This window comes from Rhodococcus sp. P14, assembly GCF_000256505.1.
Lineage (GTDB): Bacteria > Actinomycetota > Actinomycetes > Mycobacteriales > Mycobacteriaceae > Rhodococcus > Rhodococcus ruber.
Genome location: NZ_AJFC01000406.1, coordinates 1 through 5,956, shown reverse-complemented (window position 1 = coordinate 5,956; position 5,956 = coordinate 1). Strand labels below are relative to the sequence as shown.

The 5,956-nt window shown below is 64.1% G+C and carries 4 protein-coding genes and 3 pseudogenes; 4 read left to right on the top strand and 3 right to left on the bottom strand.

Going from position 1 to position 5,956, the window contains the following annotated elements; genetic code table 11:
• Nucleotides 1–28: 28 nt before the first annotated feature.
• The 3 genes and pseudogenes from OEY_RS0127650 to OEY_RS0127640 form a co-directional block, all read left to right on the top strand.
• A pseudogene (locus OEY_RS0127650) lies at nt 29–241 on the top strand (acyl-CoA dehydrogenase family protein); the annotation flags it as partial.
• Nucleotides 242–775: 534 nt separating this feature from the next.
• Entirely contained in the window at nt 776–1,318 is a 543-nt protein-coding gene (locus OEY_RS31360) for a tyrosine-type recombinase/integrase (protein WP_230831815.1), read from the top strand.
• 167 nt (nt 1,319–1,485) lie between these two features.
• Nucleotides 1,486–1,715 (top strand): annotated as a pseudogene (locus OEY_RS0127640) (transposase); the annotation flags it as partial.
• Nucleotides 1,716–1,849: 134 nt separating this feature from the next.
• Here OEY_RS0127640 and OEY_RS30195 read toward each other — a convergent pair.
• Both OEY_RS30195 and OEY_RS0127630 read right to left on the bottom strand, forming a co-directional pair.
• Nucleotides 1,850–2,157: pseudogene (locus OEY_RS30195) on the bottom strand (3-hydroxyacyl-CoA dehydrogenase NAD-binding domain-containing protein); the annotation flags it as partial.
• 119 nt (nt 2,158–2,276) lie between these two features.
• Nucleotides 2,277–3,695: an MFS transporter gene (locus OEY_RS0127630; protein ID WP_010596953.1), complete on the bottom strand. Its 1,419-nt coding sequence runs from the start codon at nt 3,693–3,695 to the stop codon at nt 2,277–2,279.
• 1,176 nt (nt 3,696–4,871) lie between these two features.
• Between OEY_RS0127630 and OEY_RS31565 the strand changes: the two genes are divergently transcribed.
• Entirely contained in the window at nt 4,872–5,525 is a 654-nt protein-coding gene (locus OEY_RS31565) for a transposase (RefSeq protein WP_415649056.1), read from the top strand.
• Between the two features lie 8 nt (nt 5,526–5,533).
• Here the strand turns inward: OEY_RS31565 and OEY_RS0127620 are convergent.
• Nucleotides 5,534–5,956 (bottom strand): citrate/2-methylcitrate synthase (locus tag OEY_RS0127620; RefSeq protein ID WP_010596951.1); only part of this gene is annotated, 423 nt, incomplete at its 5' end.

Sequence of the window (5,956 nt, the reverse complement as noted above, 5' to 3'; positions counted from 1 at the left end):
GGCAAGATCAACTTACTGAGAAAACCTCATCATCCGACAAGCGACTGTTGCGAAGCTCATGGCGGGCCGACTCGCGCGTGAGGTCGCCGATACGTGCCTCCAGTTCCATGGCGGAATGGGTTACATGGAAGAGACGTGGACTGCCCGGTTCCTCCGCGACAGTCGGCTCCACTCGATCGGCGGAGGCGCCGACGAGGTCATGCTTCAGGTTCTGGCTCGTAGCGACGGATTGATCCGGTAAGAAGAACAACGCGCTCAACCCCCAAGTCGTGGGCCTTGCGCGACCAGCGTCCCGACAACGGATACCGAGAGGGATTCCCATGCTGTCCTCGAAGGAGACAGCTCAGAGCGGAGGTAGCCCTCGTGCGTCCTGATCTTTCTCAGGTCGAGTAGGGGAACGTAGACCTACGCACCGGATCGCAGTCACATCGAGGGGTCTCTGGTCTGGAACCGCACCCGCACCTGACGTGGGCAACGCGCCGCCGACGTCCCCGAACTCGACCATCCCCTTCCGCGGGCCCTGACATCCGACATCGATGCCGCGGTGATGAATGCGGTTGCCCAATTGAGCGATCCGTTCGCCCGCATCGGGTTGAAGGTGCTGCGCGGAGCCGGTCTGCGAGTCGGGAACTGCCCGACCTCGAGCTCGGCAGCGTCGTCGGCTACGGCCCAGCCGGAACCTGGCTGAAGGCGCCCTCGGGCAAACTCGCCACCGAACGTATGGTTCCGTTCTCGGTCGGCACCATCGCGGCGTTCGACGAGTGGACCGGCGGGCGTGGTCTCTGCCGACCATTACCGCACCCACGTACCGGAGCGCCGACCGATTTCCTGTCCGTCGCGCACGGTCGTCGTCTCGGTCAGACCCGGCTGCTTGGGCGGACTGCTCGCCGCCGTCGAGTCCTGCGGGTTGCGCGGGACCGGTGGTGCACCGTTGGTGGTGACGCCGCATCAGCTGCGGCATAGCTGGGCCACCGAACTCGCCAACGCCGGGATGAGTCTGCAAGCGTTGATGGCGTTGCTCAGGCACGTCACCCCGCAGATGAGTCTGCGTGACGCGACTCTGGCGTCGCCGACGTTGCGTGACGCCTATGAGGAGGCGGCGGGCACGATGCGGCGGCGGTTCACGCTCACTCCGGTCGGCAAGCCGATCGTCCCTGACACCGTCGGTTGGCTCGGCAGCGAGATGCTCAAAACTCCTGTTGCCCATGGCTACTGCACCCGTCACGAAGCGGCCGGGGCCTGTCCCTATGCCAACATCTGCGAAACCTGCGACAACTTCGTCACCGGACCGGAATTCCGCGGCGCGCTCGAGGCGTAACGCACCGACATCGTGGCCCTCGAGGCCGACGCCCGCGACCGTGGTTGGCTCGACGAAGCCGCCCGCCACCACCGCGTCACCGATGCCCTCACCGACCATCTGCACCGCCTCGACCGCTGACGCACATGGACCACCAGGGGTTGATCCGACCCCGAGGGCCGGAAAAGGAGCGCCTCAACAAGGAGATCCGCCGGCGGTGCGGATCTTCCCGGGCTTTACCGCGCTGATCCGACGCGTCGGGGCGGTGCTGGCCGAGGAGCACGACGAGTGGATCGACGGCCGCCACTACCTCGGCCTCGACGTGCTCGCCCGTTCCCGCACCGACAAGCCCGCCGACAAGCCCGCCGACAGTGTCACCGAGGACACCGGGGAGGTGACATCGGCTTTGACCGCCTGATCCACCGACGGCATTACGCGACGACGTCGTACACCGCCTCACGGGCCTTGACCACGAGCGAAACCGGTACCGGGTTGAAGGAAAGCGTGCCCACGACGCGCTCGGGGTGCGCCGTGGGCATTCGCGAGACGGTTCACCGGGATGGACGATGTGTTGGTCGCCATAGTTGCTGTGTCGGAGACGATGTCGTCCAGTCGCCTGAAAGGTCGAGCTTGATTTCCTCGATCGCGGGGCGAGCCTCGATGATCAGCTCCCGGTCGGCGAAGTCGTCGATCACGAGTGTGGTGGAGACCAGACTTCGTGCGCTGTCGGTAGCCTCTCGGGAGAGCTTTCCCGCGCGTTCTGCGCGAGGGAGCGAATTTTCGAGCCTGACGATTGCGGCAGCCCCCGACGCTTTGTCACGCTCGAGGGTCAGAACAGGATTGCCGGCCCGTGCGACCATCTCGGCAATGCCGGCATCCATTGCACCGCCGCCGACCAAGCCAACTCTTGTTACCACCGCATGCTCCTTCTGAAAGCGACGACGAAGCAGGTCGACGCGGCCCGTCTCCCGACGCCGAATCAGTTCGCTACTTCCTGAGCCGGTACGGTTTGAGTTCGTGTCGAAGGGTCGGTGGATCCACCGTTGATTGCGGAAATGTCTTCGAGGGTCCGGCCCCTGGTGCGCTCCCCGAAGATGCCGATCACTAGTGCGGCGAGTGCGGCGGCAGTGGCCAGGAAGACGAAAACGGAGGTGAAGCCCATCTGGCTGAGAATAGCGGCGACCGCGAACATGCACACAACAGTGGCGAGGCGACCGACACTGTTGGGTATTCCGGTCCCCAACGCTCGCAAATGAGTTGGGAAAATTTCAGGCATGTAGGTGTACATCACTGCAGTGTTGCAGTACAGCAACAAACTGATAATGACTCCGGATGATGCGAAGATCACGTCGGATTCGGTGGTGCCGAACACCACGAGCAGTATCGCGGTCAACAGGTAGATGACCATGATGGCGGTACGACGTTCGACGCGCTCGATGAAGAGAAACGCCAGCAGCGCTCCTGGGCAGGCCGCGACAGCGAGAATGGAGGTGTAGGTCAAACTGCTGTCGGTGCTGAAGCCGTGCTCGGTGAGAAGGACCGGCATCCAAGAGTTGTAACCGTAGAACGCTGAGGTTGCGAACGCGAGCGTCACCGACATGACCACCGCGCGCTTGAGATAGCCGCTGCGAACCAGGTCGCTAGCGGTTCCGACGGGAACCGCGGGGGTAGTTACCGGAACGGGAAGGTCAGTGCCTGTGATGCGCACCGACCGTCGTTCGATATCGGCAACGATGTCTTCACTCTGATTGTTCAGGACAGCACCGGCATGCTGTTCAAGCCACCGGACCGATTCCGGAAGAAGGCGCGATGCGACGACAGCGACGACCAGCCCGCTTCCACCAGCGACAAAAACCCAGCGCCACCCGTTGGCACCCATGGGGACAACCCAGCGACTCACCCAGGACATCAACGGGATTCCCAGCAACGCGACAGCCAAGAGGAGAGACTGAACCTTGCCGCGGTGGTTTCGCGGGAACATCTCGGCGACGTAGGTCAGTGCTGCGACCGTTACGGCATAGAGGCCCGCCCCGATGAAGAATCGATACGCTGCCAGTTGTACCGGCCCGCTCGATGTTGCGGACAGAATCGACAAGCCCGAGTAGAACACTGTGCCCCATACGAGCAAGCGCTTGCGACCGAAACGATCGGCGAGAATCCCGCCGATCACTGCGCCGAGCGACATGCCGAGAAAGGCGCTGGCGCTGATCAGTGCAACTGCATCGACGGATAGTCCCCATTGCTGACGCAACGTCGGGGCGACGTAGGCGAAAGCATTCAGATCGGCCATCTCGAATATCAGAAGACCGGCTAGGACCGCGCCCCACACTTTGTGGCGAGTCGTGAGAACCGGGATACGGTTCAATCGTTCGGTGAGCGTGTAGCCAGAGGTAGGCATACCGGGTTCCACTTTCTGCTTGAGGAATTCGATGAAAGTGCGTTGGACACAACAGTGGCTGCGGCACATCCGAGGTCGCAGAAATGCCTCGGGGTCGGGCGGTTGTGCTCGCCCCAGTGCGAGTACCGCACCTCCCCACTGAACTCTTGTGACCCAGGGCCCATGGCAGCCCGGGTCGGGACACCCGAACGGCAGGGTTTCTGTCCCAAGTCTGCGGTGACGTAAGCCCGACTCATCCGCGGATGTGAGAATAGCCATACATGACTGCCTGGTCAACTTTGAATCCCTGCAGTAAACGGGATGCCCGTCCTGGTCGGGTACGAAGCTGTGTTGATCGTCGGGCCACGATATGACGTGCATATCAGGTTGCTGTTCTACAGATCTCACAGGCGGCTCATGCGAGCTCCTCGCGATCTTCGCGCTTTGCAGACCTGTGTCGAGATGACGCAGGGCCTGAGGTGAGCAAGTGGTCGCGGTGAGATGCTCCCCATTCGAGGCTGCCGACAAACGCACGAGTCCGAGCGAGGTCTCCGATGACAGTCTTGTCCACGCGGTTCTACGCCTCCGGACCAATACCTGACGGACCGGCGGACAATGTTCCATGCTCTTCGATGAACCCTGATCCACCGGTGATGTGACGGGGCGAGCGTGTCGCATAGCACGAGAGCCTCTGTAGGGCAGGAGAATCTGAGTCGCTGAGTATTCCTGCTCCAGAAAAGAGGCATTTCGCAGCTGGAAGCAGTTCACTCCGTCATCCGCGTTTTCGATGACCCGAACCTCGTGTCGGCCGCAGGCCTGGTGCCGGTAATGCGACTGGCCGAGACCGCCGGCCTGCACGAACTGCTCGAGAAACCTCTGAGCGTCGAGTCATCGAACCTCGCGGCCAAGTCCGCGAGCATCGTCGCGGGCATGCTCGCCGGTGCGGACAGCATCGACGGCCTCGACATTCTCCGGCACGGCGCGATGGGACGGCGCCTCGGCGGTGTGCGCGGCCCCGTCGACGCTGGGCACAGAGCCTCGTTCGCCGGGATCGACGAGGCTGGGTGGACGCCGATCACCTACCCGAACGCGATCCGGGACGACGAGAAGACCCGTTGGATATCCGGTGCCGACGTCACCGAAACAGCGGTCACCGTGTTCACCTCGAGGCGGAAGGCCGAGCACGTCACCTGCCACATGGTGGTCCGCCGCGTGAAGCGGTTGAATCCGGCGGCCGACGCCGGGGAGGAAGAGTTGTCCGCCGCCCACTGCCATCATGCGTTCGTGACCAACTCGACCCTGACAACCGTCGAGGCCGACGCTCGGCACCGTGACCGCGCGATCGTCGAGCAGGCGATCGTGGAGTCGAAGGACGGGCCACTCGCGCACCTGCCGTCGGGAAGGTACACGGCGAACGCGACCTGGCTCGCGCTCGCTGTGATCGCGTTCAACCTCGCTCGCGCCGCCGGCGCCACTGCCTCGCCGCGTCATGCCCGCGCCCGCTGGGCGACGCTGCGGACCCTTCTGTTCAACCTCCCGACCCGAGTCGTGTCCTCTGGACGCCGCCTGTCTTTGCACTTGCCGACCGGTTGGTCTTGGGAGTCGGCCGCGCGTCGCCTCTTCGAGATCGCGAGCAGCCCACCAGTGGCTACCGCCAGACCATCCGCCCAGCAGGGCACGACCGGAAACTCGAGTGGCATGCCGGGTAGACCGGCAGCTCACGTGTGCCTGCAGAAAATTGCTCGCCCGAAGCTGGCGGGACGTCGGATCCGAATCAGGGACGATGGATCAGGGATCAGGGGCACTGACCGAAGTGACCTCGCTGCGCGGAGACCGCTTTCTCACCGGTGAGCGTCCAATCATCGGTTGGGGTGGAGGATTTGGCCCCAGCCTTCGACGGACTCGGGGGTGCGGGGTGCAGGGCCGGTGTAGATCGCGGCCGGGCGCACCAGCTTGCCCAGGCGCTTCTGCTCGAGGATGTGCGCGCACCAGCCGGCGGTGCGGCCGCAGGTGAACATCGCCGGCATCATTGCGGCCGGGACCTCGGCGAAGTCGAGGATCACCGCGGCCCAGAACTCGACGTTGGTCTCGATGGCGCGATCGGGGCGACGCTCGCGCAGCTCGGCGAGGGCGGCCTGTTCGAGCGCCGCGGCGACCTCGTAGCGCGGGGCGTTCAGCCGCTTGGCGGTGTCGCGCAGCACCCGCGCCCGCGGGTCCTCGGCGCGGTAGACGCGGTGGCCGAAGCCCATCAGCTTGTCCTTGCGGTCGAGGATGCCCTTGAC

Coding starts and splice junctions, on each gene's coding strand:
- OEY_RS0127630 (WP_010596953.1), bottom strand. CDS start 3,695: ATGCCTACCTCTGGCTACACGCTCACCGAACGATTGAACCGTATCCCG.
- OEY_RS31565 (WP_415649056.1), top strand. CDS start 4,872: ATGGTGGTCCGCCGCGTGAAGCGGTTGAATCCGGCGGCCGACGCCGGG.